The 24466-nt window shown below is 43.8% G+C and carries 23 protein-coding genes and 1 pseudogene; 3 read left to right on the top strand and 21 right to left on the bottom strand.

Features of this window, described 5'->3' with window-relative positions:
* Positions 1 to 177: 177 nt before the first annotated feature.
* The 5 genes and pseudogenes from LIT25_02145 to LIT25_02125 all read right to left on the bottom strand — a co-directional run bounded on the left by LIT25_02145 (position 178) and on the right by LIT25_02125 (position 2973).
* Complete coding sequence (locus LIT25_02145; protein USK34231.1) at positions 178 to 1035, bottom strand: glycerophosphodiester phosphodiesterase; 858 nt, start codon at positions 1033 to 1035, stop codon at positions 178 to 180.
* 333 nt (positions 1036 to 1368) lie between these two features.
* A pseudogene (locus LIT25_02140) lies at positions 1369 to 1685 on the bottom strand (23S rRNA (uracil-5-)-methyltransferase RumA).
* A gap of 119 nt (positions 1686 to 1804) precedes the next feature.
* The gene (locus tag LIT25_02135; GenBank protein ID USK34230.1) at positions 1805 to 2197 is read right to left on the bottom strand and encodes an SRPBCC domain-containing protein; all 393 of its coding nucleotides are present in this window, start codon (positions 2195 to 2197) and stop codon (positions 1805 to 1807) included.
* Positions 2178 to 2666, bottom strand: a complete 489-nt coding sequence (locus tag LIT25_02130; protein USK34229.1) for an SRPBCC domain-containing protein — start codon at positions 2664 to 2666, stop codon at positions 2178 to 2180. The genes LIT25_02135 and LIT25_02130 overlap by 20 nt, the downstream gene beginning before the upstream one ends.
* On the bottom strand, positions 2641 to 2973 hold the full coding sequence (locus LIT25_02125; protein ID USK36124.1) for a metalloregulator ArsR/SmtB family transcription factor: 333 nt from the start codon (positions 2971 to 2973) through the stop codon (positions 2641 to 2643). The genes LIT25_02130 and LIT25_02125 overlap by 26 nt, the downstream gene beginning before the upstream one ends.
* A 562-nt stretch (positions 2974 to 3535) precedes the next feature.
* On the opposite strand from LIT25_02125, the gene LIT25_02120 reads away from it, so the two are divergent.
* On the top strand, positions 3536 to 5023 hold the full coding sequence (locus tag LIT25_02120; protein USK34228.1) for a DHA2 family efflux MFS transporter permease subunit: 1488 nt from the start codon (positions 3536 to 3538) through the stop codon (positions 5021 to 5023).
* 631 nt (positions 5024 to 5654) lie between these two features.
* Entirely contained in the window at positions 5655 to 6518 is an 864-nt protein-coding gene (locus LIT25_02115; GenBank protein ID USK34227.1) for an endonuclease/exonuclease/phosphatase family protein, read from the top strand.
* Positions 6519 to 6629: 111 nt separating this feature from the next.
* On the opposite strand, the gene LIT25_02110 is transcribed toward LIT25_02115, so the two are convergent.
* From LIT25_02110 to LIT25_02040, 15 genes are all read right to left on the bottom strand, one after another.
* Positions 6630 to 6965, bottom strand: coding sequence for an MmcQ/YjbR family DNA-binding protein (locus tag LIT25_02110; protein USK34226.1), 336 nt, complete (start codon positions 6963 to 6965; stop codon positions 6630 to 6632).
* Between the two features lie 59 nt (positions 6966 to 7024).
* Positions 7025 to 7420, bottom strand: a complete 396-nt coding sequence (locus tag LIT25_02105; GenBank protein USK34225.1) for a VOC family protein — start codon at positions 7418 to 7420, stop codon at positions 7025 to 7027.
* A gap of 277 nt (positions 7421 to 7697) precedes the next feature.
* Positions 7698 to 9077 (bottom strand): 23S rRNA (uracil(1939)-C(5))-methyltransferase RlmD, encoded by a 1380-nt coding sequence (gene rlmD, locus LIT25_02100; GenBank protein USK34224.1) that lies wholly within the window; start codon positions 9075 to 9077, stop codon positions 7698 to 7700.
* Between the two features lie 228 nt (positions 9078 to 9305).
* Positions 9306 to 10217: a diacylglycerol kinase gene (locus LIT25_02095; GenBank protein USK36123.1), complete on the bottom strand. Its 912-nt coding sequence runs from the start codon at positions 10215 to 10217 to the stop codon at positions 9306 to 9308.
* Positions 10218 to 10388: 171 nt separating this feature from the next.
* Positions 10389 to 11819, bottom strand: coding sequence for an Asp-tRNA(Asn)/Glu-tRNA(Gln) amidotransferase subunit GatB (gene gatB / locus LIT25_02090; GenBank protein ID USK34223.1), 1431 nt, complete (start codon positions 11817 to 11819; stop codon positions 10389 to 10391).
* A gap of 11 nt (positions 11820 to 11830) precedes the next feature.
* Entirely contained in the window at positions 11831 to 13288 is a 1458-nt protein-coding gene (gene gatA, locus LIT25_02085) for an Asp-tRNA(Asn)/Glu-tRNA(Gln) amidotransferase subunit GatA (protein ID USK34222.1), read from the bottom strand.
* A 16-nt stretch (positions 13289 to 13304) separates the two neighbouring features.
* A complete protein-coding gene (gatC, locus tag LIT25_02080) occupies positions 13305 to 13595 on the bottom strand; it encodes an Asp-tRNA(Asn)/Glu-tRNA(Gln) amidotransferase subunit GatC (protein ID USK34221.1) in 291 nt (96 codons plus the stop codon).
* Between the two features lie 83 nt (positions 13596 to 13678).
* Positions 13679 to 13879, bottom strand: a complete 201-nt coding sequence (locus LIT25_02075; protein USK34220.1) for a hypothetical protein — start codon at positions 13877 to 13879, stop codon at positions 13679 to 13681.
* 190 nt (positions 13880 to 14069) lie between these two features.
* Positions 14070 to 14210, bottom strand: a complete 141-nt coding sequence (locus LIT25_02070) for a hypothetical protein (GenBank protein ID USK34219.1) — start codon at positions 14208 to 14210, stop codon at positions 14070 to 14072.
* Between the two features lie 37 nt (positions 14211 to 14247).
* Positions 14248 to 15240 (bottom strand): LacI family DNA-binding transcriptional regulator, encoded by a 993-nt coding sequence (locus LIT25_02065; GenBank protein USK34218.1) that lies wholly within the window; start codon positions 15238 to 15240, stop codon positions 14248 to 14250.
* A gap of 116 nt (positions 15241 to 15356) precedes the next feature.
* Positions 15357 to 16400: a galactose mutarotase gene (locus LIT25_02060; protein USK34217.1), complete on the bottom strand. Its 1044-nt coding sequence runs from the start codon at positions 16398 to 16400 to the stop codon at positions 15357 to 15359.
* Positions 16345 to 17898 carry a UDP-glucose--hexose-1-phosphate uridylyltransferase gene (gene galT / locus LIT25_02055; protein ID USK34216.1) on the bottom strand — a complete coding sequence of 518 codons (1554 nt, stop codon included), beginning with the start codon at positions 17896 to 17898 and terminating at the stop codon, positions 16345 to 16347. Before galT ends, LIT25_02060 begins: the two co-directional genes overlap by 56 nt.
* Positions 17895 to 18893 (bottom strand): UDP-glucose 4-epimerase GalE, encoded by a 999-nt coding sequence (gene galE, locus LIT25_02050; protein USK34215.1) that lies wholly within the window; start codon positions 18891 to 18893, stop codon positions 17895 to 17897. The genes galT and galE overlap by 4 nt, the downstream gene beginning before the upstream one ends.
* Positions 18890 to 20071 (bottom strand): galactokinase, encoded by a 1182-nt coding sequence (locus LIT25_02045; protein ID USK34214.1) that lies wholly within the window; start codon positions 20069 to 20071, stop codon positions 18890 to 18892. The genes galE and LIT25_02045 overlap by 4 nt, the downstream gene beginning before the upstream one ends.
* A gap of 318 nt (positions 20072 to 20389) precedes the next feature.
* Entirely contained in the window at positions 20390 to 20755 is a 366-nt protein-coding gene (locus LIT25_02040) for an Hsp20 family protein (GenBank protein USK34213.1), read from the bottom strand.
* A 353-nt stretch (positions 20756 to 21108) separates the two neighbouring features.
* On the opposite strand from LIT25_02040, the gene putP reads away from it, so the two are divergent.
* Positions 21109 to 22590, top strand: a complete 1482-nt coding sequence (putP, locus tag LIT25_02035; protein USK34212.1) for a sodium/proline symporter PutP — start codon at positions 21109 to 21111, stop codon at positions 22588 to 22590.
* 202 nt (positions 22591 to 22792) lie between these two features.
* Here putP and pruA read toward each other — a convergent pair whose 3' ends face one another.
* Positions 22793 to 24337, bottom strand: coding sequence for an L-glutamate gamma-semialdehyde dehydrogenase (gene pruA / locus LIT25_02030; GenBank protein USK34211.1), 1545 nt, complete (start codon positions 24335 to 24337; stop codon positions 22793 to 22795).
* Positions 24338 to 24466 lie beyond the last annotated feature (129 nt).

Here is a 24466-nt window from a genome sequence, read left to right as displayed (position 1 = left end):
TTTACATCCTTTTCGGTGTGGTTTCTATGTTTGGAATTGTTTCTTATAAATAGAGCTTAAATCAGGCATTCAATCTAAACGCAAAAAAGCAGGAATCATTTAAATGGTTCCTGCTTCGTATTATTTTAATAAAAACAGATCAAGTCTTTGACCTCGGCCTTACTAAATCTGCTTGGTCTACTTTCCCTTCATCACTTCATGCAGCCTGTCTGGAAAGTTAGTAAACATTCCTGTTACACCCCAGTCAATCAGCTTTTTCATCGTTTCCTTGTCATTTACGGTATATGGGTGTATTTCGAGTCCGCTGTCCACCACTTTTTGTACATAATCTTGGTTTAAATAAGTATAGTTTGGACCAACTCCCATTGCATATTGTTTGATGGCTGCAATTTCAGCATCAGTAATAACAGCATTGGTTTTATAGGAAAGCAATTGAACGAGCTTAACCGATGGATCGAGTTCATTCATTGTTTTCAGGCTGAGAGGACTAAAAGACTGTACCAGAAGCGAATTTTTGTTGATATTATATTCATTTACCAGACGCAAGAGTTCTTTTTCCATACCTGGATAAACTTCAGGTGATTTCGTTTCGATATAATAGTTTGCATTTTTTCCGAACTTTTGAAAAACCTCTTCAAGAGTTGGCACTTTTAATCCAGCATATTCCAGATTTGCATATTGTGGGTATTTTTCATTGAACCAGCTGCCTGCATCCAGCTGCTTGATTTGTTCTAGTGTGTGATCTTTAACAAGACCCGTCCCGTCTGTCGTCCGGTCTAAAGTCTCATCGTGCATGGCGATTAACTTGCCGTCCTTTGTCATCTGCAAATCTACTTCAATATAGTCACCGTGCATTTGATCGCCCATTTGATAGGATGTCATTGTATGTTCTGGGGCATATCCAGATGCACCTCGGTGTGACACATTTACGATGTCCTTATGTTTTTCCTTTGCCATAGCTGTTCCTCCGCCTGCCGTAAAAAAACCGATTCCAATTGCCAGTGCACCAAGCGCCGACACCCATTTTCTTTTCATTCTGCACATCTCCCATTTTTTTAATAAACTACTTTTCAAGATTAGCAGTAGATTATTAATTTCCTTTAACACGAAGGTAAAGAATGGTAACATACTAGATTACAAGAAAGTAAAATCTGACAATTAACATCAGGTTATACGATTCACCACAAATAATACTAAAAAAGATCTTATCGATTTATTAGATAAGATCTATTCCTCACTGTTACATCTATTATTCTCTTTTTACATGCAGACTCTATTCTAAGCGCCTTTCCTTGTTCTCATCTCTGAGACTTGTTGTTTCTTTCGGAGATTCTACAACGAGTTTATCCATCATAGATCCCCAACTTCTAAAAAGATGGTTCCAATTCCACAATAAGCATCAATCACTGATTCCTCACCATTTAAATCTGCATATTCCAGTGCTTTGTCGTAGAGGACCTTCGTCTGTTCAGGGTTGACGTAGTCGTAAATTATTCGCCCCAGAGCACGGTGGTTTGGTCCCCGAAGATGACGTTGGTGCGTTTTGGGGTGATGTTTTGGAAGATGGACTTGATAGCTGAGCATTGGGATGTGATGTCGTCGATGATGCCGTGGCGGTTCGCGATGGCTTTAATGGCGGCGAAGACTTCATCGTTTTTGCTTTGCTGGATGAGGCATTGCTCCATGACGAAGTATCATTGCCCTGAAAACGAACATAAAAAATGGCAACCACCCAAACCGGGCCAGTTGCCTTATGTTAATCTTAGCGGTTTTACACACTCTACATGCGGTTTTTCAACTAGAATTAGTTACTTAAATACTTCTTAAGCGGCGTCCAGTAGTTCTCTGTCCACCCATTCGTTAAATGCTCGGCTTGTCCTTCTGGAAAACCGATGTGTTCAAACGTAAGCAGTGTGTCAGAGCCTTGAGCTTTCATTTCGAATTTGACTAAAGAATAGACTCCAGGCTCCCAGTTTCCAGGACGCCACGCTTGAACGATTCGCTCATTTTCCACAAGCTCAATCGTTCTGCCTGTAATCATTCCTCCGAACAGCGAGAACATGCCTCCCTCTTCTGCTTGAATCTCCGTTGGTGCTCCGCCGGTAACTTCCGAAAATTGGGCAGAATCCATTAGTGCCTTGTATAATTTCTCTGGTGTTGTGTGAAAGCTAACCTCTTCATGAATTGTTCTTGTCATTTCCATTCTCCTCTGCTTTCATTGTATGTTTAAGCGACCAAGGGTCAACGCCTATGTGTTTCCCTTCACCTAAAAGCTTGATCCGTTCTAAATAATGAGTCCATCCGCGATTGTTGGAATCCACTTTCTCCACCGGGATATCGTAATGATTCAGATAAAGACGAGTCCCTTTATCCTCACGCTGCAGGATAAACTCGACGGTACTCGACCCTGGGGGCATCACGTCAGATCCTTCCCATCCCCAGGTCATCACCACTTTCTCATTCGGAACAATTTCCTTGTATTCCCCTAACGCAATATTCACTCCATCAATATCAATTCTGTATTTCCCATGAATCTTCGGTTCGAGCAGAATTTGCCGTCCCATCCATTGCACCATTTTTTCCGGGTTGATAAAAAAGGAAAAGAGAGTTTCCGGGCTGCATTCAATATAAATTTCTTTCCTAAGAGTCTCCGTATTCGGTTTCATGCTTCTTTCTCTCCTCCTCTTCCGCTGCTTCCTTTAAACGAAGCAAACTGTCATCCCAGAACTGGTCAATGAATTTTTTTAAATCAGTAAAGCCTTCCCTTCTTATGCGATAATATCGTTTCGTTCCTGCCTTTCTTACACTTACAAGGCCAGAACTTTCAAGCACTTTCAAATGCTGAGAGACCGCCGGAGCCGAAATGCTGAAATTCGAAGCAATCTCCGTCGATGTCATCTCTCCCTCTCGTAATAACTCCAAAATCTCAAGTCGTGCCGGTACCGATAACGAATGTACGGTTTGAATGATCATCATAGTAATAATTTAGCACACACTTAATTAAGTGTAAACTTAATAAAAGGAAACCTCCTCGTCCAAATATTTCCATCTGGAGAAACCTTATCATAGCTTGCCCTCTTGAATAAATCCTATAACGAATTCCTTTTAGGCTAGTGAACTCTAACTTTTGTTGTTCTCTATAAAACACTTCTCGCCCGCTAAAATGATTCTTCTATTCTAAATCCAACAATATAATTTACTCCATAAAAGGAAGCATATCCTTGGTGAAAGCTCACGTGTATGAGTTTCATTGTTTGGCAGAAGGTTCATTAATGTGGTAGTATTAATGCGAATATTTGTTCTGTATTTGGCAAGAATAAAAGAATATGGACGGAAAGTAGGTGTAGGATAGCGACTGAGCATTTTTCTGAAGCAGATGATGTCATTACGCCTATACATAACAATAAATTGCACGAGAAAGTAATGCACAGCAACTTCAAATGTTCTGAGCTTACGATCCTATCATTGATACTTTCCTAACGTTGATGCAACAATATTTTAATTAGGCATTTTGCAAATCGAAAGGAGAAAGAATTTGAAAAATCAAAACGAATCGACTCAAAACGGAGGGACATTCGGGAGCAGAGAAAACTTTTTGCTGGTCATGATTATGATTCTGGGTGTGTTTGTAGCCATTTTAAATGAAACGCTGCTTAACGTAGCCTTGGCAAAAATTATGGATGACTTCGGAATTGAGCCGAGTACCGCGCAGTGGCTGACTACTGGTTATCTCCTTGTTATAGGTGTACTTATACCGGTCACCGCTTATTTAATTCAGCGTTTCACGACAAGAAGCTTGTTCCTTGGAGCAATGGGATTGTTTACATTGGGGACATTTGTAGCGGCGATCGCACCAGGAATAGAAATGCTTTTAATCGGAAGGCTGCTTCAGGCAGCGGGTACCGGGCTGCTCTTTCCTTTACTAACCAATGTGGTATTCTCAATCGTTCCTATTGAAAAAAGGGGTTCGGCAATGGGGACAATTGGAATTGTCATTACGTTTGCTCCCGCGATTGGACCCACGCTATCAGGAATCATTGTTGAGCATTTCAGCTGGCGGGTTCTCTTTTACGGCGTTCTGCCAATCGCACTGTTTGTTATTATATTTGCATTTTTGAAGCTTAAAAACGTGACGGAAACAACTAATCCGAAGATTGATCCGATTTCGCTTCTGCTTTCAACCTTAGGATTCGGGGGGATTGTGTACGGATTCAGCAGTTCCGGTGAAGGAAATGGGGGTTGGTCGAGCTATGAAGTTCTAATCCCAATTGCAATCGGCGTTGTTTCTTTAGTCCTGTTTACTTGGAGGCAATTGACTATTTCACAGCCGCTGCTGGATTTAAGAACATTTAAATACAACATTTTTAGGATATCGACACTGATTATGATGATTGTCATGATGGCGATGTTTTCAGCGATGATGCTGCTGCCAATTTTTCTCCAGAATGCGTTAGGTTACAGTCCGTTGAAGGCAGGTTTGGTCATGTTGCCAGGTGGTATTGTCATGGGGATCATGTCACCAATTACAGGCCGATTATTTGATAAATTTGGTGCAAAGTGGCTTGCGCTTATCGGATTGGGGTTGATCGCGAATACTCTGTGGCAATTTGCCTTTATCACATTGTCAACCCCCTACAGCACGATTATGATTTTCAATACGCTATTAATGCTGGGGATTTCAATGGTCATGATGCCGATCATGACCAACGCTTTGAACGAACTGCCGCCTCCATTATATCCACACGGTACGGCTATTATCAGTACGCTTCAACAGGTTGCTGGCGCTGTCGGGACAGCATTGCTTGTATCTATCATGACCAATAGTTCTACTCGTTTTATGGAAAATACTCTGATTAAGGAAGACGCGGCTACATTACAAATTCTAGCGATGATTTCTGGAATGAAAAGCGCGTTCTTGCTTGCATTCGGACTAGTGGCCATCGCATGGATCGTTTCATTATTTATTAAACGGGCTGTGCCTAAAGAAAAGAGTTTGAAAATGAAGCAAGGTGCTGCGAACTGACAAAGAGTTAACTCATTTTCAGGGCAGGCTGAAGACAGTTATTACCTTAATTGAAAAATTAGCTGATGGTGAGTAGATTTAAAACTAGACAGCTGGATTAGAAAAGGTTTATTTTGTTAAATTGAATTGCTTAAAAGAAAATACCACACAGACTGGAACATACCAACAATAAAAATTATTGATCTTTCAGTGTAGATTTGAATCAAAGTTGCGATGTTTATAAAAAGTTACAATGTTTTTACCCCTCTGGTTATGATTAGCCGCAGGGGTGTTTTTATATCTGATTTTTAGATTTTAAAAGTTCAACGTTTATAACCTAATTGTTTCTAATAAAGTTACACCCTTTTGAAAAAGTTTAACATGCTCAAATCATTAAAGAAGCGGCCCTTGCTTATAAATATATTTTTTGTAAAAAACGCTTTAGTTTCTCTAGTGAAGAAACAATTAAAAGTAGTGGAAGAAGCAGGAGTATATAACCAACATAATAATGTTTTTGTTTAAATGTGAGATTTTTCAAGTCTCTCAATTATAAGTGATATATACACCTTTTTTACAAGATATTAATATTTCTACAATAAAAGTTGTTTATACTCAAAAATAGTTTAATAGAAAACTCGAGAGGATGCTTTGCATGTTTAAGAAATCATTTATTTTTACTTTTATTTTATTGCTGTCCATGATTCCTATGTTCTCGTACAGCAGTGAAACTCATGCCGCAGAACTACCAATGTTTGACGGAGGTAATGAGACTGCCATTAAAGTTATGGATTATAATATTCATCATGGAGAGGGCACAGATGACATTTTGGATTTGAAAAGAATTGCTGACATTATTAAAACATCGGATGCTGATATCATTGGTTTGCAAGAAGTAGATAATCATTTTTCCGAGCGCAGTAATTTCGAAGATCAAGTGAAATGGTTGGCAAATTACTTAGGAATGCATTATGCATATGCTGCAAATCTTGACTTTGATCCATTAAATGAAGGAGAACACCGTCGCCAATACGGAACGGCCGTATTAAGTAAATATCCTATCCTTTCTGCCGAAAATCATCTGCTCACTAATATTCCATATCCAGAGAACCCAACAGAGCAGCGCGGTCTTGCGGAAACTGTGATTAACGTGAGAGGAAATCATATTCACTTTTACAATACGCATCTTGACAATAAAAGAGCCGAACAGAGGGATCTAGAAATCAGGGAGATACTTGAGATTGCAAAACAAAATGAAGGAACAAGTATCATTGTAGGAGACTTCAATGCTACACCTGAAAGTTCAGAAATTCTAAAGATGACTGCACAATATAAAGACGTATTTGCTGAACTCGGTCAAAATGAGGACTATACCTCTTATTATTATTCAGATAAACCCAATCGTCGCATCGACTATATTTTTACTTCTGAAGATGTAAAAATTGGTAGCGGGAAAGTTATAGACACTATTGCATCTGACCATTTACCAGTTACTGCAGAGCTCATAATTAAAAAGTAATCGCCATTTAATAGTGTATTAGGTAACTAATGCCTAATAAGAAACTAACGATCCTTAAATATGTATCTAAAAAACCCCTTCAGTGAAGAAAGGCAGACATTCCGCCTTTCTTCACTTTTTATGCAACTCAATCCATTTCTTAACCAAACGCTTCGGTGCCGCACGTAAATAGGCTTCTTGAATTAGATCGGTCAATTCATCCCAGTCTTCCCCATCCGGATTTAGAATAGATACCCAGCCGTGATGCCCTATATATGGAGTTTTGAAAAAATGCTCTTTCTGCAGCAATAATTCTTGAGTTTCCCGATCTGACTTGAACGACATGCTGAATCCTTTCTCGCTTTCACCTGATATCACGAATGATTTTCCATTGATTTTAAACGTATTGTGACCGAAACCGTCGATTAGTTCAACAGCTTCGGGCAGTGCGAGACAGATATTGCGCACATTTTCAAGCTGCCTGCCGTGTCTTGTGGTTTCATGTTTTTATTCCCCTGTAATGGGTTCTATTTTGCATTTACATCGGGTTGATGAATTCCGAATGTATTGCCTTCGGTATCAATATAGTATCCTTGCCACGCCATTCCAGGCAGCGCATATTTGGGCATTGCAACCTTGCCGCCATTCTCAATAATTTCAGCTTCCGTTAAATCGTAATTTTCCACTCCCATTGTACAAGCAAATCCATTTAAAGGCTGGTTTGTTTCCGGCGGAGCACTTTGCCTCTGCATCAAAGCACCATCGATCCCAGGTTCATCCTCATTGCCAGTCACTGCACCAAAGTAAGGCATTCCTGCATAATCACTCCAATCTTGAAATGACCATCCGAATACCTCTCCATAAAACTTCTTTGCCCGTTCCATGTCATTCACATGAATTTCGAAATGAACTAATCTTCCCATGATTTCCTCCTAGTTTTAAAAAAGAATTAACCATTATCTTAAATCATTTAGTATGTTCGCTTACAAATTCCTATTTATTATTATAATACGTATGGAAATAAATTCAATTTTTATAACAATATAGTATTTTATTTGAGATTTTATCAAAATCTTTAGAACCTCATCATTCCATCCTGTCATACCTTTTGTTATAAAAAAAGCGCACAGAGACTTCTCTGTACACTTTTAAATTTAGTTTGCAATGCACAGCACTCATCGTGCTTAGTAAAAAGGTATATCACTGTTTGACTAGGCTGCTCACAACTTCCACGTGAGTAGTATGCGGAAACATGTCTACAGGCTGCACTTCCACCGTAGCGTATCCCCCATCCTCTAACACCCGTAAATCTCTTGCTAGTGTCGCTGGATTACAGCTAACATATACTACTTTTTTCGGTTTCATATCCAAAATCGTCTGCAGCAAGGCTTCATCGCACCCTTTACGAGGCGGATCGACAACAATAACATCCGCTGCATTCCCTTCTTCATACCACTTTGGAATGACTACTTCAGCTTCACCTATTGCAAACTCAGCATTTTCAATTCCGTTCAATGCTGCATTGCGTTTTGCATCTTCAATGGCTTCAGGCACAATCTCTACACCGAAAACCTTTTTAGCTTTCTGCGCTAAGAACAGTGATATCGTTCCAATTCCACAGTAAGCATCAATAACAGATTCCTCGCCGCTCAAGTCTGCATACTCCAACGCTTGATCATAAAGAACTTTCGTCTGCTCAGGGTTAACCTGATAAAACGATCTTGCCGAAATGGCAAACTTGATGTCCCCAATGTAATCGTAAATGTATTCTTCGCCCCAGAGCACAGTTGTTTGGTCGCCGAAGATGACGTTTGTGCGTTTTGGGTTGATGTTTTGGACGATGGACTTGATGGCTGGGAATTGGGATGTGATATCGTCGATGATGGCTTTTTTGTTTGGGAAATCGAGTGTTCTTGTGACGAAGACGACCATCATTTCCTTTGTGACGATACCGTAGCGGACCATGATGTGGCGGAGCCAGCCTTTGTTTTTCCGTTCGTCGTAAGCACGAATGCCGTGACGGGCAGCAATGGCTTTGATGGCTGCGACGACTTCATCGTTTTCGCTTTGCTGGATGAGGCATTGCTCCATGTCTATGATTTCGTGGGAGCGCTGCTGGTAGAAACCGGCTACTAGTCCGCCTTCGCGTTCTCCGACTGGGACCTGTGCTTTGTTGCGGTAGTTCCATGGGTCTTCCATGCCAAGTGTCGGGTGAACGGTAACGTTGTCTAAGTTCAGCTTGCCGATTCTTGTGAGTACTTCTTTTACTTGCTTTTGTTTGAAGTCGAGCTGGCCCTGGTAGCTTAAGTGCTGAAGCTGACAGCCGCCGCATTGTTTATAGATCGGGCATGGGGCATCGGTGCGTTCCGAGCTTTCTTCGTGGAGCTCGACAAGGCGTCCGAATGCATAGCCTTTATTTATTTTTGTGACTTTGATTTGACCTTTTTCGTTTGGAAGGGCGTTTGGTACGAAGATTGGATATCCTTCGATTTTGGCAACACCTGATCCGTCATGTGTAAGGTCTTCAAAGGTAACGTCGTAGTATTCATTTTTTTGTACGGGCGGGGTCGCCTTTGTCATGATTATCTTCCTTTACTCATACTGATTATATAGAAAAGCGGAAGCGCCTGTTTAGCTCCGAAAGGCAGTAAAGGATCCGACGGAAAAGTCCGGTTTTGACTTTTTTGGCGGAGCCATTCTGACCGAGGAGTTAGGCGCTGGAGCTAGACATGGATAACTTAATTCAAGCCATTACCCACATTTTAACACACTGCAGACATAAGAAAAACTTGGCGCAGGGCCAAGTTTCTATTCGTCCATGGACTGGGCTTTTGCAAGCGGCATGAGGACGTCAATGTGACGGTACAGGTTGACGAATTCTCCCGGGAGATCGCCGCCGTATTCACCGTCTAGGTTTAATTGCATTTTTTGAGCGGATGTTACTTTCACTCGGTTTGCGGTTGTATAGATGATGTTGCCATCACTGATATGCTCACCGCGCAGCGCAAGACTTGCGACTCGGATGAACTCGGCAAGGTTTGCTTTTTTCAAGATAAGCAGGTCGAACATGCCGTCGTTCAGCTTGGAGTCTGGCGCAAGCTTTTCAAAGCCGCCGACAGAGTTTGTCAGCGATACGAGGAACAGCATAATTTCGCCTTTGAACAGCTTTCCGTCGTATTCGATTTCTACTTCAGCCGGGCGGATGGAAGGCAGCATTTCGATGCCTTTCAGGTAGTAAGCAAGCTGGCCGAGGACGGTTTTCAGCTTGCTTGGCACTTCATATGTGAGTTCAGTGAGACGTCCGCCGCCTGCGATGTTGACGAAGTAGTAGCCGTTGACGCGTCCGATGTCGATTGCTCTTGCTTCGCCTGTAAGGATGGAGTCTACTGCTGTCAAGATATTGTCGCGCGGGATTCCGATCGCACGCGCAAAATCGTTTGTCGTTCCAACGGGTACTACACCAAGCTGCGGTCGAACCGGAAGCTCTGCAAGTCCGTTTACTACTTCATTTACGGTGCCGTCTCCGCCTGCTGCAATGACAAGGTCAAAGCCGCGTTCGCCTGCGTCTCTTGCTGCCTGGATGGCATCGCCTTCGCAGGTTGTGGCGTGGCATGATGTTTCGTAGCCGGCTATTTCAAATTTCTGAAGAACTTCAGGTAATTGTTTTTTAAAGGCTTCGCGCCCTGATGTTGGATTATAAATTATTCTTGCTCTTTTCATTTTCCCCATCATCCTAAGTTTGAATGTATTTCCATGATTTGTTGTATCTAACAAGCCATCAATTATACTACACCTTTTTTGTTAGATACGCAATCCATAGAACTAGTATAGCCAAAGCTGGATAAAAACAACGGCGCCATACATGTTGTTCACACGGCGCCGTCCTTTGTTTTATCGTTTCTGAATTTCTTCGAGCAACAGCTTGTTGACCATTGGCGGGTTTGCCTGGCCTTTTGTTGCTTTCATGATTTTACCGACCAGGAAGCCGATCGCTTTTTGTTTACCGCTCTTGAAGTCCTCGATGGATTGCGGATTCGCATCAAGTGATTCGTTCACGATTTTGCGGAGCGTGCCTTCGTCAGAGATTTGGACTAGTCCCTGATCCTTAACGATTTGCTCGGCATCGCCGCCTTTTTCGATCAGCTCTTTAAACACTTTTTTCGCGATTTTCGTTGAAATCGTGCCGTTTTCAATCAGCTTGATCATGCCCGCAAGTCCTTCTGGTGTAAGAGCTACATCCTGAAGCTCTTTGCCTTCAGCGTTCAAGTAGCCGCTCACTTCACCCATTAACCAGTTAGATGCTTGCTTAGCGTCTGCTTCTTTTGCCACCGTTGCTTCAAAGAAATCGGACATTTCTTTTGTCAGAGTAAGGACCTGTGCATCATAAGATGGAAGGCCAAGTTCTTCTACATAGCGCTTTTGACGCTGATCAGGAAGCTCAGGAATCGTTGAACGAATGCGTTCCTTCCACTCGTCATCAATGTAGAGGGACACAAGGTCCGGCTCCGGGAAGTAGCGGTAGTCGTCAGATCCTTCTTTCACGCGCATCAGGATTGTTTTCCCCGTTGCTTCATCAAAGCGGCGTGTTTCCTGCTCGATGATGCCGCCTGATAAAAGAACTTCCTCCTGGCGCTTCACTTCATGCTCAAGTCCTCTGCGGACAAAGTTGAAGGAGTTCAGGTTTTTCAGCTCTGCTTTTGTACCGAATTTCTCTTGGCCTACAGGACGAAGGGAAATGTTGGCGTCACAGCGGAGTGAGCCTTCTTCCATCTTACAGTCCGATACACCTGTGTATTGAATGATCGCTTTCAGCTTTTCAAGATAAGCGTACGCTTCTTCAGGAGTCCGGATATCCGGCTCTGATACGATCTCGATCAGCGGTGTTCCCTGGCGGTTGTAATCACAAAGAGAATAACCGTCGCCAGTATGTGTCAGCTTGCCAGCGTCTTCTTCTAAATGAAGGCGGGTAATGCCGATTCGTTTCTTGTAGCCGCTCACTTCAATATCAATCCAGCCATGCTCGCCGATTGGCTTGTCAAATTGGGAAATCTGGTAAGCTTTCGGGTTATCCGGATAAAAATAGTTTTTGCGGTCGAACTTTGTATCTGTCGCAACTTCACAGTTCAACGCCATTGCAGCTTTCATGGCGAAATCAACGGCTTCTTTGTTTAATACCGGGAGAACCCCTGGGTAGCCAAGTTCGATCACGCTTGTGTTTGTATTTGGATCAGCGCCGAAATGGTTCGGTGCGCTTGAGAAGATTTTCGAATTTGTTTTTAATTCAACGTGGACTTCAAGTCCAATGACCGTTTCAAAGTTCATGATTTCACCCCTTACAATTCAGGTTTTGCTTTATGATGGTCGGTTGCCTGCTCAAATGCATGTGCAACGCGGTAAACTGTGCTTTCGTCGAAATGCTTTCCGATAATTTGAAGTCCAAGCGGCAAGCCATTTGAGAATCCACATGGTACGGAAATTCCAGGTACGCCTGCAAGGTTTACAGGGATTGTTAAAATATCGTTCGCATACATGGTCATCGGGTCATCTGTTTTTTCGCCTACTTTAAAGGCTGGAGTCGGAGTTGTCGGTCCAACGATGACGTCGTATTTTTCAAACACATCTTCAAAGTCTTTTTTGATGAGTGTGCGGACTTGCTGTGCTTTTTTGTAGTAAGCATCATAGTAGCCTGAGCTGAGTGCAAAAGTTCCAAGCATGATGCGGCGTTTTACTTCATCGCCGAAGCCCTCTGAACGGGACTGCTTGTACAATTCGATTAAATTCTTCGCATTGTCTGAACGGTAGCCGTAGCGGACGCCGTCAAAGCGCGCAAGATTCGCTGATGCTTCTGATGAAGAAAGCAGGTAGTAAGTAGCAAGCGCGTATTTTGAATACGGCAGAGAAACCTCTTCCCATGTTGCACCCTGTGCTTCCAATACTTTTAACGCATCAAGGACAGACTGCTTTACTTCTTCGCTGACGCCTTCGCCTAAGTACTCTTTTGGTACGGCGATTTTAAGACCTTTTACATCTCCTGTCAGGGCAGAAAGAAAATCTGGAACGTCAACGTTTGCTGATGTTGAGTCCATTTTATCTACTCCTGAAATCGCTTGGAGCAAAAAGGCATTGTCTTCAACATTTGTTGTTAACGGTCCGATTTGATCAAGAGATGATGCAAATGCAATCAGCCCGAAACGTGATACACGTCCGTATGTAGGTTTTAGTCCAACTACACCTGTGAAGGCTGCCGGCTGGCGAATTGATCCGCCTGTATCCGATCCAAGGGCAAATGGTACCTCGCGCGCTGCAACTGCTGCAGCTGAACCGCCGCTTGATCCTCCTGGTACGGTTTCAAGATTCCATGGATTTTTCGTTACTTTGTAGCCTGAGTTCTCTGTGGAAGATCCCATTGCGAATTCATCCATGTTTAGTTTTCCGATTGTGACAGCTTCCGCTTTTTTCAAATGCTGAACAACGGTCGCGTCATAAATCGGGTCGAAGTTTTCAAGGATTTTACTTGCCGCTGTAGTACGCAGGTTTTTCGTGACGATGTTGTCCTTTACTCCGATCGGCATTCCAAACATTAGGCCGAATTCATCACGCGTTCCGATTGCTTCGTCTAGTTCTTTTGCATAGGAACGTGCTTTTTCTTCATCTAATGTAAGGAAGGCATTTACTTGATCGTCGACGGCATGAATTCGTTTGTACGATTCGTCAACAAGGTCTGTTACGGTGATTTCTTTTTTATGTAAAAGTGTTTTTAGTTCTGACAGTTTGTGGTCAAATAATGACATGCTGGCTGCTCCCTCCTTATTCTAAAATGGACGGCACGCGAATGTATCCGTCTTTATGGTCAGGAGCGTTTTTCACGACATCCTCTACTGGCAATCCTTTTTCTGCTTTGTCTTCGCGCAGAATGTTTTTCATCTCTAATACATGTGTTGTCGGCTCAACGCCTGTTGTATCAAGCTCATTCAATTGCTCGGCGAATGTGATGATCGCGTCCAATTGAGTTGTGAGCATTTCCGTTTCTTCTTCCGTGATCGCTAAACGCGCTAAATTCGCAACGTGCTTCACTTCTTCTTTTGAAATGCGTGACATGTGCTCCACCTCCGTTAAATCTCTTATAAACAATACTCTGATGATATCAAAAGTCAGTGCATTAAAGCAACAGAAGGCCGTAATTATTGCGCCTCTCCGTATTCCTGATCCAGCACTTTTTTCACAATGTTCGGATGATCCGTCATAATGCCGTCCGCGCCGATTTCAACTAGCCTCCGGACACTGTCTTCATCGTTGATCGTCCAGTATTGCACAGCGATGTTTCGTTTATGCAGCGATTTGATGAGTCGCTCAGTTGTGAGATTAATACCACTTGCGCTCATTGGGATTTGAACCGCGTGTATTTGTTCATTGAAATCAGCCGGTCCATGAACAGCTTATGTGCAAGGACGAAGTTGCGTGTTGCTTCGGATGGTGAGCTGACAGGTACTTTGCCGCCGGTTGCTTCGATGAAGTAGTTCAGCGCTTTGTCGTTGGACCCAATTAAACTACCCTCCGTTTCTAGCAAAACCCTCACTTACTTTCCAATCTCAGCAAAATACTTTCCATTCCGCCCCAAATACTTTCCGGAATCCCACCTTTACTTGCCAAACTCCAACTAATACTTTCTTTTTTCCAACCGTCTCCTAAAAAACAAAAAACACCAGCATCCATGCGGTGTTCTTCATTTAAACAAACGTTTGATTAAGCTCTATTTGCTGCTCTGGCGCAGTTTCAGCTTGGTTGCGATCACTACTTGCTTCGCGATTTTACGTTCGGTGATGCGTTCGACCAGGAGATCAACAGCCGTCTCACCCATGACCTCTGTGTATACCTTCACCGTGCTAAGCGCCGGGAAAATGTACTTTGAGACGCTGATGTCATTTACCCCGATGATGCTGACCTGCTCCGGGACGCGGATGCCGTGCTCGTGCAGGGCCTGGAGGCTGCCGATCGCGATGGAGTCGTTGCCTGCAAAGAAGGCGCTTGGCAGGGAAGCACCGAGCTCTGCAATGGCTTGGGACATCATGCGGTGGCCGTCCTTTACGGTGAATGATCCGATGAACATGGCGTCCTCGCGCAGCATGCCTCTCCCAGACAAGTACTTGATGAATGTCTGCTCGCGCTGATCGTCAAGTGCTGTGCTGTGCTCGCGGTAGGTTTCGCGTCCGCCGATGTAGCCGATTTGTGTGTGTTCTTTTGCGATGAAATGGTCGAGGACGCGCTCTGTTGCCCGTTCGAAGTCGACGATGACGGAATCGAATTTTTCCGGATCCGGACTTGAGTCGACGAAGACGACGTTTCGCGCTGCTTTTTTGAATTCCTCTGCCTGCTGGTTGCTGAATTTGCCTACTGCGACGATACCCTGAAGCTGATCCTGGTTGATCGCTTCAAAATCGTCGTAAAAATAGGTTGCAAGCTGAAGGTTGTGACTCTTCGCCCGCTCCTCAATACCGAGCCTGATCGACATGTAGTAAAGATCGTTCAGCTCCTCCTGCTCTGTGTACCAGTGCACGATGGCGATCTTTGGAACGAGACTTTTCTTTGTTTTTCTTTTTTGATAAGACAGCTCCTCTGCCACTTCGAAAATTCGCTTTTTCGTTTCGTCTCCAACGGATAGCGTTTCGTCAAAGTTCAGGACCCTCGAAACCGTCGCAATGGATACACCCGCTTTTTCAGCTATATCTTTTATCGTAGCCGCCATATACCGTAACCCCTTTGTTAAAATCAGAAAGTTTTCATATCCTTGTCCAGCTCCACCGCCTAACTCCTCGGTCAGTACGGATCTGCCTGTCGGAGCTAACCAGGCGGTTCCGCTTTCTATATTAGTCCGAATGTAAATGATGTTCTGGATCTGTATGCCTCATGTGCCGCAAGCTTATGTGTCGGCAGACCTGGGATCAGCAGCGATTCCGGAATGCGCTGTGTCTCAATGCAGATTGCCGCATATGGCCCGGTTGCCTGACCCGGTTTTAATGGATGATCGGTATCCATTTTATTCGCCATGTAGATGACAGCTGCTGGATCTGTTGTCTGCACAACCATCTTCCGTCCGCTTTCCTGCTCCTCTACTGACACTTGGTTGAGCTCACTTTGTTCAAATAGAAAAAGGTGGTCAAAACCGTTTCCGGCCTTGTCGATCTGCTCGTGGTCAGACTCTGCTGCTTCTCTTAATAGTTTACCAGTTTTCAGGTCAAACGGGGTTTCTTTTGCAGGAATCCATCTGCCTGTTGGAATCAAATCGTCATCGAATTCAGCGATGGCATCGCTTTTCATTGTAAGAGAGTGATTCAGTACGTCCCTTCCGCTGTCTGCTGATAAATTAATATAAGCGTGGTTTGTCAGGTTGAGCCATGTATTTTTGTCCGAGCGTGCTTCGTAATCAATGGTGAAGGTATTGTCACAGTCCAGACGGTATGTTACCTGTACATCAAGATTCCCAGGATAGCCGCCTTCCCCATCCCTGCTGAAATGCGTGAGGATCACTTCTGCTGAATCCCCATGCTCAACGGTTTTTACGTTCCAGAAAACCTGGTGAAAGCCATGAGGACCACCATGCAAATGATGCTCTCCTTCATTTGCCTCAAGTCTGTACGGACCAAGCTCTGCATTTGGAACCCGTCCTGCCACGCGGCCGATCAGTGCTCCTAAATAATATGGATTCTCGATATACTGCTCAGCATGGTCATAAGCTAATACAACATTTTCAAAGTTTCCGTTTTTATCAGGCGCCATGATCGACATGATTGTTCCGCCAAGGTTTAAGAAGCTGACCGAAAAGCCCTGATCGTTTTCAAGCGTATATTTCTCAATGTTTTGCTGCGGGTGCGTGAGTATCGTTTCGTAAAGGATTTTCATTTTCATCGTTCCTCTCTCTTTTTAAACTCTGGATAAAATGACTAAAATGATTATTCCCTTCATTTGTTCTTTTAAAAACTCCCGCATCCTCTAATACTCTGCTGAATTTTAATCCAACTTCTTTTTTCAGGATTCCATCAGCCGTTTCTTTTTCAAACGATTGATATTTCGAGATTAAGTGCTGAACCCATTCCTCATGGTGCTCCGGGACTTCAGCCTCTTCCCCAAGAAGGAATGCTTCTATTTGCTGAAGCTCATGTTTTAGACGCTCAGGAAGGACCGCCAAGCCCATGACTTCAATCAGTCCGATGTTTTCTTTTTTAATATGATGCAAATCTGCATGGGGATGGAAAATCCCCATCGGATGCTCTTCGCTTGTTCGGTTGTTGCGGAGGACAAGGTCAAGCTCAAAGCGGCCGTCTCTCATTCTTGCAATCGGCGTCACCGTTTGATGGGATTCGTCTCCTGTAAAAGCAATAATCTCTGCTTCTTCATTGGAATAGGTTTTCCATGTATTCAGCACGTGCTCTGCTGCTGTAACGAGCGCCGCTTTATCTGATGATCGCAGTCTCAGTACCGACATTGGCCATTTCACCTTTGAGAAGGCTACCTCAGGAAAGCTCGCAATCTCAAATTTTTCTTCGTCAGGAGCTTCAGCCATCGCAAACGTGTACTTGCCCGCCTGATAGTGATCGTGAGAGAGGATTGATCCGCCGACAATTGGAAGGTCCGCATTCGAGCCGATAAAATAGTGCGGAAACTGCTCAACGAAAGCAAGCAGCCTTCGGAAGGCGTCCCCATTGATTTTCATGTCTCTGTGCTCGCCGGATAACACGATGGAATGCTCATTGTAATAAATGTAAGGCGAATATTGAAAATACCACTGCTCATTCTCAAGGTTCAGCTCGATCACACGGTGATTGGATCGCGCAGGGTGTCCGATGCGTCCTGTGTAGCCTTCGTTTTCAGCGCAAAGCAGGCATTTCGGATACTTGCTTGCCGATTTGACTGCCCGCTCCCGTGCGATATCGCGCGGATCCTTTTCAGGCCTGGAGAGGTTGACCGTAATATCAATCTCCCCGTATTCAGTCGGCGTTTTGTAATGGATGTTTTTCGCGATTCGTTTTGTCTGGATGTAATTACTGTTCTGGCTCAGCTTGTAAAAGTAATCTGTCGCGATTTCAGGTGACAGGCTGTAATACTCTTCAAACGTTTGCTGAATCGCGGACGGCTTATCAAGAAACACATTCATCAGATTTGCAGACAGCTTTTCTTTTTCATCAAAGGTTCCTTCAATGATTCCTCGTTTTGCTGTCTGCTCGACTATAATATCAAGCAGATCCGGTATGGAAAGCAGCATTTCCGGCAGGTCACATTCTTCATAGGCATCAATCCCAAGCAGACCGAGAATCTGGTTTCGGGCATACATCCGGTCTCTGTCAGTGATGAATTTTTTCTGGATGGCTTGCTCTACTAATTGATTGACGAATGAAGAATTGTTCATCTGGAATCCTCTCCATATCCGTTTGGTTTTGTTTGGTGCCAATTCCATGCATCCTGCAGAATCGTTTTGATATTCGTGCGGGATGGCTCCCAGCCGAGAATCGCTCTTGCTTTTTCGGATGAAGCGACAAGTGTGCTCGGGTCGCCTGCACGTCTAGGTGCAACCTTTGCAGGAATCGGATGGCCCGTCACTTCTCTTGCTTTCTTAAGCATTTCATTAACCGAGAAGCCCTGGCTGCTGCCGAGGTTCAAAATGATGCTTTCGCCTTGTCTGCTTAAATAGTTCAGGGCAAGCAGATGGGCGTCGATCAAATCTTCCACGTGGACGTAATCCCGGATGCATGTGCCATCAGGCGTTGCATAATCATCTCCGAATACCGAGATGTGCTCTCGTTGTCCTAATGCAACCTGCAGAATAATTGGAACTAAGTGTGTTTCAGGTGTATGGTCCTCGCCGATTTCAGCTGTGGCTCTTGCTCCCGCAACATTGAAATAGCGCAGGGATACATAGCGGATGCCATATGCTTGCTCGCACCAGCGTATCATTTTTTCCATCATCAGCTTTGATTCGCCGTATGGATTTGCAGGATTGGTGAGTTCGCTTTCTGTAATCGGAATGTTCTTCGGCTCACCGTATACGGCTGCTGTCGATGAAAAGACGATTTCTTTCACACCGTGCTTTTGCATCACTTCAAGCAGAACCTGTAATCCGTAGACATTGTTGTGAAAATACTTGAGCGGCTGCAGGACGGATTCTCCTACTAAGGAGTTGGCTGCGAAGTGCAGCACCTGTGTGATTTCTTCTTTTTCAAACACGCTGTTTAAAAATGCCTGATCTCTCAAGTCGCCTTCGTAAAAACTTGCTCTCGGATGGATCGCTTCTTTGTGGCCGGTCTGGAGGTTATCGACCACGACAACGTCCAATCCATGATCTGCTAATTGATAGACTGCATGGGAGCCGATGTAGCCGGCTCCACCAAGAACTAAAACGCTCATATATGAACCCCCAATTCAATTTCACATGCTCCATCCCCGATGTCTGCGATGTAGAAGGATGCTTCATAGCCGACCGCTTTTAAATAAGATTGACCGACTTCTTCAAGAAAATCACCTGCACTTCCGCGTTCAACAATCGCGATGGCGCATCCCCCAAAGCCAGCACCTGTCATGCGCGCACCGATAACGCCGTTTTGCTTCCATGCAGCCTCGACAAGTGCATCGAGCTCTGTACCTGTTACCTCATAATCGTTCCGCAGCGAGCGGTGGGAAGCATTCATTAATTCGCCGAATGTATATAAGTCGTTCTTTTCAAGAGCTTCAAGTGCATGAATGGTACGCTCATTTTCACTGACAGCATGACGCGCGCGCTTTCTTACGGTTTCATCTGCAATAGAATCTGCGTATTTATCGAACATTTCCATCGACAGCTCGCCAAGTGACTGTACTGGTACCTTATTCTGCAGGATTTTCAGAGCATCTTCACATTCCTTACGGCGTTCGTTGTATTTTGAAGCGGCAAGCTCTCTGCGTTTGTTTGTGTTCATGATCACGATAACGTGCTGCTCTAACTGGATGGGAGCGTAGCGGTATTTCAGTGTCTGGCAATCAAGCAGTATACCGCACGCTTTTTTCCCCATGCCGATGGCGAACTGATCCATGATCCCGCTGTTGACGCCGATGTATTGATTTTCAACGATTTGACCAAGCTTGACGAGCTCAATCCGGTCTATTTTCAGATCAAAGAGAGATTCAAGCATCACGCCAGTAACCAATTCAATGGAGGCGGACGATGATAAGCCTGCGCCATTCGGGATGTTTCCATAGATGAAGAGATCAAGTCCCTCTTCAATGAGAAAACCGCGTTGCTTTAAAACTGCAATCATCCCTTTAGGGTAATTCGCCCAATCGTGTTCTGTTTGATAGCCCAAGTCATCAAGGGAGCACTCAACAATTCCCTTATCAGGAAAATTCACCGAGTACATGCGCAGCATCCGGTCTGAACGCTTTGCAGCAAGCGCGTAGGTTCCGTACGTAATCGCACATGGAAAGACGTGCCCGCCGTTGTAATCTGTATGCTCTCCAATCAGGTTAATGCGTCCAGGTGCAAAGAAGCTGCGATAGTCCCCTCTCCCGAACTTTTCTCTGAATAAGCCTTCTAATTTCTCAGCATTCATAATGTGTGTCCCCTCGCTCCATGATTTTCATTTCAAACGGCTGCAGCACTTCCCCCTTCGAAAGCACCTCAAAATGAAATCGTTTACACAAATAATAGAATAATAATCAGAAAACTTCAAGTAAAATTTAACTAAAATTTTTTACTATTTTATCTTTTATTTTACTTAGATCATTCTCACACAAAAAAAGCGCCGGAATATGCATCCGTCGCCTGTTTATCATCTTATTCTTCTCTTTTATTTTTTTATTAATTGCATCATTTTACTAGCTTATTTTACTTAAATTTTGGAGAATCTCAGATTGTGGTTTTACTTCAATCAATCTCGATTGTCGTTGATGGCTTCTTCGGAATCGTAATTTTCAGCACACCGTTCCAGTAGTTTTACAGCTGACGGGGGGATCAGTATTGATTGTTTGCCGTTTTTCTTCTCATTCTTATCTGATTTTACTGTAATAATCAGTTCTTCTCCCAAAATCTCAAGCTTTATATTCTCTTTTTCGATGCCGGGCAGTTCCGCTTTCACAATAAATGCTGCGTCTGATTCATCGATCACAACCGGAAATCCCCTTGGAGCAAAAGAATGTTTAAAATAGTCATCAATGCTTCCGAGAAGGGTATGCTTTGGGAGCGAGACAAAAAAATCATTGATCATTTTCATCGGATCTTTTCGATTTGAATCCATGTTCAATCCTCCTGACATACGTACATTTTTATCTCATTATCATTTGTAGCAGCATGTCAGTTTGCCTATCCGCTTGAAAAAAGTTGTTTTTGTTTTAAATCCGACAGGGCATAATACGCATTAATGATAGAAAAGGTTACATCAGAAAATTCTAAATAGTTTTACTTTAATTCTTTTTAGAAAGCGCTTACTTATACATGTCCCATAGATCACAAGCGCTCAAAACTGCGCCATGCCTGTTTCATATCCTTGAAACACTGAGAATAGTTTGTTAGGTTAGTAAACCATAGGGCTGAACGGATTGCGATATTTGGTTCTTATCACACTATCACTTATGTCAAAGGAGAGATTTGGTGGAAATCGGAACAATTTTATCACTTGGAATTTATTTTGTCGGCATGCTTCTGATTGGTTTCTATGCCTTCAAAAAATCAACAAATGATGTATCTGGCTACATGCTGGGAGGACGCGGGCTTGGACCTGCAGTTACTGCTTTGTCGGCAGGTGCATCTGATATGAGCGGCTGGATGCTGATGGGGCTTCCTGGTGCGATGTATACAACCGGATTATCAAGTATGTGGATTGCAGTTGGTTTATCCATAGGGGCTTATTTAAATTATATTCTTGTAGCTCCTCGCCTGCGTACCTATACAGAGGTAGCAAACGACTCCATTACGATCCCGGATTACTTCGAAAACCGCTTTAAAGACACGTCACGCATGCTCCGGTTTGTTTCTGCAATCGTTATTGTTATATTCTTTACGCTTTACACATCTGCAGGATTAGTATCAGGAGGACTTTTGTTTGAGTCAGCCTTTAAAACGGATTACCTGTTTGGTATGCTTCTTACAGCCGGTGTTGTAATGGTATACACTCTTTTTGGCGGATTCCTTGCCGTCAGCTTAACTGATTTTGTACAGGGCATCATCATGTTCCTTGCGCTGGTCCTTGTACCGATTGTCGCATTTATGGAACTTGGAGGAGTGGGGCCTGCATTTGACGTTGTCCGTGAAATAGACCCGACATACATGGATATTTTTAAAGGAACTTCTGTTATCGGTATCCTTGGGTTTTTAGCTTGGGGACTTGGATATTTTGGGCAGCCTCACATTATCGTTCGTTTTATGGCGATATCGTCTATTAAGGAACTAAAGCCTGCACGAAGAATTGGCATGGTCTGGATGATTATCTCGATTATTGGTGCGATGCTTACAGGACTTGTCGGTATTGCCTATATTAATCAGACAGGGGCTTCTCTTGCAGACCCTGAAACGATCTTCATCAAATTCTCCCAAGTGCTTTTCCATCCGTTTATTACAGGGTTCCTGCTTGCAGCAATCCTTGCAGCGGTCATGAGTACCATTTCGTCACAGCTGCTTGTTACAGCGAGCGCCCTGACAGAGGACTTTTATAAAACGTTCTTCAAGCGACATGCCTCTGATAAAGAGCTTGTTCTCGTTGGAAGGCTCGCAGTCTTGCTTGTTGCAATCGTAGGTGTCCTGCTATCCCTGGAACCAAGCGACACTATCCTTTCCCTGGTCGGATATGCTTGGGCGGGATTTGGTTCTGCATTCGGACCAGCCGTCCTACTCAGCCTATACTGGAAACGCATGACAAAGTGGGGCGCGCTTGCCGGTATGATCGTCGGTGCTGTTACCGTACTGATTTGGGTAAACGTCCCTGCACTGAAAGAATTTATGTATGAAATGATTCCTGGCTTCTTCTTAAGTTTACTTGCGGTTTACGCAGTCAGCTTAATCACAAGCAGACCTTCAAAGAATGTTCAGAATACGTTTGCTGAAATGGAAGAAGTTTTAGAGGAAGAAACAAAGTAAGAAACGATAAAACGCTTAGGAGATTGCACCCTAAGCGTTTTATCGTTTCTTTTTTATTTTTTAGACTAGCGAAGGAAAGGATCATGGATGCCAGACTGAATACAAACAAGATGCCAGTTAAAAGTAAATACGCATTGCCATCTGAGCTTATCTCATAAAAAAGAGCTTAAACAAACGTTTGTTTAAGCTCTTTTCCCTTCTATTAAAGCGTTTCTGAAGTTGTTTTTGCCTGTAGGTGAAGCAATAAATAATCCGGTCCGCCGGCTTTTGAATCTGTACCGGACATGTTGAAGCCGCCAAATGGCTGGTATCCAACGATCGCTCCTGTACAGCCGCGGTTGAAATACAGATTTCCGACATGGAAGTCTTCGCGCGCCTTCTCAATGTGATCGCGGTTGTTTGTAAGGACTGCCCCTGTTAAACCGTAGTCAGTGTTGTTGGCAATTTCAATTGCATGGTCGAAATCTTTTGCTTTTGCAAAGCCGACAACCGGCCCGAAGATTTCCTCCTGCATCAAGCGTGCTTTTGGATCAAGATCCGCAATGATTGTAGGCTGAATGAAGAAGCCTTTCGAGCTGTCTCCTTCTCCGCCTGCAACGAGCCTGCCTTCTTCTTTGCCGATTTCTACATAGCTCATAATTTTATCAAATGCAGCCTGGTCGATGACAGGACCCATGAAATAAGATCCGTCTGCTGTATCGCCGACTGTCAATTCTTTTGTTAACTCGATTGCGCGATTTAGAACCTGATCATACACATCCTCAACGATCACTGCCCGTGAACAAGCCGAGCATTTTTGTCCAGAGAATCCAAATGCTGATTTCACGATTGATTGTGCAGCTAATTCTAAATCTGCGTCTTTATCAACGACTATTGTATCCTTGCCGCCCATTTCAGCAATCACGCGCTTAAGCCAGATTTGCCCTTCATTCACTTTAGAAGCACGCTCATAAATGCGAGTTCCGACATCACGTGAACCCGTGAAGCTGATAAAACGAGTACGTGGGTGATCAACTAAATAATCGCCAACCTCAGAGCCGCTTCCTGGCACGAAATTTAAAACTCCTTTTGGAAGTCCTGCCTGCTCCATAACTTCTGCAAACTTAGCCGCGACAACTGGAGTAGTTGAAGCCGGTTTTAGTAACACAGTGTTTCCTGTTACGATAGCGGCAATTGTCGTACCTGCCATAATCGCAAACGGGAAGTTCCACGGGGAAATAATAATCCCTACACCCAGAGGAATGTAACTGTAACGGTTATATTCACCAGGACGGCTCTCAACCGGCATGCCATCCTTTAATTTCAGCATGTGACGGGCATAGTACTCAATGAAATCTATCGCTTCTGCAGTATCAGCATCCGCTTCATTCCAAGGCTTGCCTGCTTCTTTCGTTAAAAGCGCTGAAAACTCATGCTTGCGGCGGCGAATGATCGCAGCTGCACGGAAAAGAATGTCCGCACGAACTTCCGGCTTTACTTTGCGCCACATGTTAAATGTCTCATCTGCCACTTGCATCGCTTTTTCGGCTAACTCCCGGTTCGCCTTCGAAACGCGGCCAATCACCTCTTCTTTATTTGAAGGATTCACAGAAACAATTTTATCCTCTGTGGAAATGCACTCTCCGCCAATAACCAAGTTATAATCCTGTCCTAAGTATGACTCGACAAGCTTCAAGCCTTCTAGATAGGCTTTCTTATTCTCTTCTGATGAAAAATCAGTAAATGGTTCGTGTTTGTACGGTATCATGAATCTAATTCGCCTCCCTGCAAGTATGAAACGTTTACCCCACCATTCTAACGAAAGAGGCGGAAACTTTCAAACTATGATAAAATGTCACAATATTAAGTTTTTTAGTTTTATAGAGTTTTTTATTTT

It is taken from the genome of Bacillus sp. F19, from assembly GCA_023823795.1.
Taxonomy (GTDB): Bacteria; Bacillota; Bacilli; order Bacillales; family Bacillaceae; genus Bacillus_P.
This window is presented reverse-complemented; position numbering and strand designations above follow the sequence as displayed.

Excerpts from the sequence above, each read along its gene's own strand:
- LIT25_02145 (USK34231.1), bottom strand. The coding sequence starts at position 1,035 with ATGAAAAGAAAATGGGTGTCGGCGCTTGGTGCACTGGCAATTGGAATC.
- LIT25_02060 (USK34217.1), bottom strand. The coding sequence starts at position 16,400 with ATGAAAATGAAAATCCTTTACGAAACGATACTCACGCACCCGCAGCAA.
- LIT25_02125 (USK36124.1), bottom strand. The coding sequence starts at position 2,973 with ATGATCATTCAAACCGTACATTCGTTATCGGTACCGGCACGACTTGAG.
- gatB (USK34223.1), bottom strand. The coding sequence starts at position 11,819 with ATGAACTTTGAAACGGTCATTGGACTTGAAGTCCACGTTGAATTAAAA.
- galE (USK34215.1), bottom strand. The coding sequence starts at position 18,893 with ATGAGCGTTTTAGTTCTTGGTGGAGCCGGCTACATCGGCTCCCATGCA.
- pruA (USK34211.1), bottom strand. The coding sequence starts at position 24,337 with ATGATACCGTACAAACACGAACCATTTACTGATTTTTCATCAGAAGAG.
- LIT25_02130 (USK34229.1), bottom strand. The coding sequence starts at position 2,666 with ATGAAACCGAATACGGAGACTCTTAGGAAAGAAATTTATATTGAATGC.
- LIT25_02075 (USK34220.1), bottom strand. The coding sequence starts at position 13,879 with ATGAGCGCAAGTGGTATTAATCTCACAACTGAGCGACTCATCAAATCG.
- LIT25_02135 (USK34230.1), bottom strand. The coding sequence starts at position 2,197 with ATGACAAGAACAATTCATGAAGAGGTTAGCTTTCACACAACACCAGAG.
- LIT25_02040 (USK34213.1), bottom strand. The coding sequence starts at position 20,755 with ATGGATTCAAATCGAAAAGATCCGATGAAAATGATCAATGATTTTTTT.
- gatC (USK34221.1), bottom strand. The coding sequence starts at position 13,595 with ATGTCACGCATTTCAAAAGAAGAAGTGAAGCACGTTGCGAATTTAGCG.
- LIT25_02065 (USK34218.1), bottom strand. The coding sequence starts at position 15,240 with ATGGCGGCTACGATAAAAGATATAGCTGAAAAAGCGGGTGTATCCATT.
- gatA (USK34222.1), bottom strand. The coding sequence starts at position 13,288 with ATGTCATTATTTGACCACAAACTGTCAGAACTAAAAACACTTTTACAT.
- LIT25_02045 (USK34214.1), bottom strand. The coding sequence starts at position 20,071 with ATGAATGCTGAGAAATTAGAAGGCTTATTCAGAGAAAAGTTCGGGAGA.
- galT (USK34216.1), bottom strand. The coding sequence starts at position 17,898 with ATGAACAATTCTTCATTCGTCAATCAATTAGTAGAGCAAGCCATCCAG.
- LIT25_02105 (USK34225.1), bottom strand. The coding sequence starts at position 7,420 with ATGGGAAGATTAGTTCATTTCGAAATTCATGTGAATGACATGGAACGG.
- LIT25_02095 (USK36123.1), bottom strand. The coding sequence starts at position 10,217 with ATGAAAAGAGCAAGAATAATTTATAATCCAACATCAGGGCGCGAAGCC.
- LIT25_02115 (USK34227.1), top strand. The coding sequence starts at position 5,655 with ATGTTTAAGAAATCATTTATTTTTACTTTTATTTTATTGCTGTCCATG.
- LIT25_02070 (USK34219.1), bottom strand. The coding sequence starts at position 14,210 with ATGGATGCTGGTGTTTTTTGTTTTTTAGGAGACGGTTGGAAAAAAGAA.
- rlmD (USK34224.1), bottom strand. The coding sequence starts at position 9,077 with ATGACAAAGGCGACCCCGCCCGTACAAAAAAATGAATACTACGACGTT.